This is a genomic window from Paenarthrobacter aurescens, from assembly GCF_025421775.1.
Lineage (GTDB): Bacteria > Actinomycetota > Actinomycetes > Actinomycetales > Micrococcaceae > Arthrobacter > Arthrobacter aurescens_B.
This window is the reverse complement of the sequence record NZ_JAOEFX010000461.1, coordinates 1-257: the sequence shown is the minus strand read 5'-3', so window position 1 is coordinate 257 and position 257 is coordinate 1. Positions and strand designations below refer to the sequence as shown.

The 257-nt window shown below is 66.1% G+C and carries 1 protein-coding gene; it reads right to left on the bottom strand.

Translation table 11 applies throughout. The features are described from left to right. Positions 1-46: 46 nt before the first annotated feature. On the bottom strand, positions 47-257 hold a 211-nt coding region (locus N7568_RS24370), incomplete at its 5' end, for an EAL domain-containing protein (protein WP_261612244.1).

Below are 257 nucleotides of genomic sequence, written 5' to 3'. Positions count from 1 at the left end.
GGCTGAAGTAGTACCCCTGGCCGCTGGTGCACCCGATGCCGAGCAGTTATTCGGCTTGGTCAGCGTTTTCGATCCCCTCCCACACGGCAGCCAACCCGCACGCCCGGATGAGCTGCAGACCAGCAGCCAGGAGGGCGGGTTGGGAGGGGTCGCTGCCAAGGGCGGAGAGCAGTGTCCGGTCCACTTTGACGGGGTCAACGGGGAGCTGGCGCAGATAGCTGATGGACGAGTCGCCGGTGCCGAAGTCGTCGAGCTCC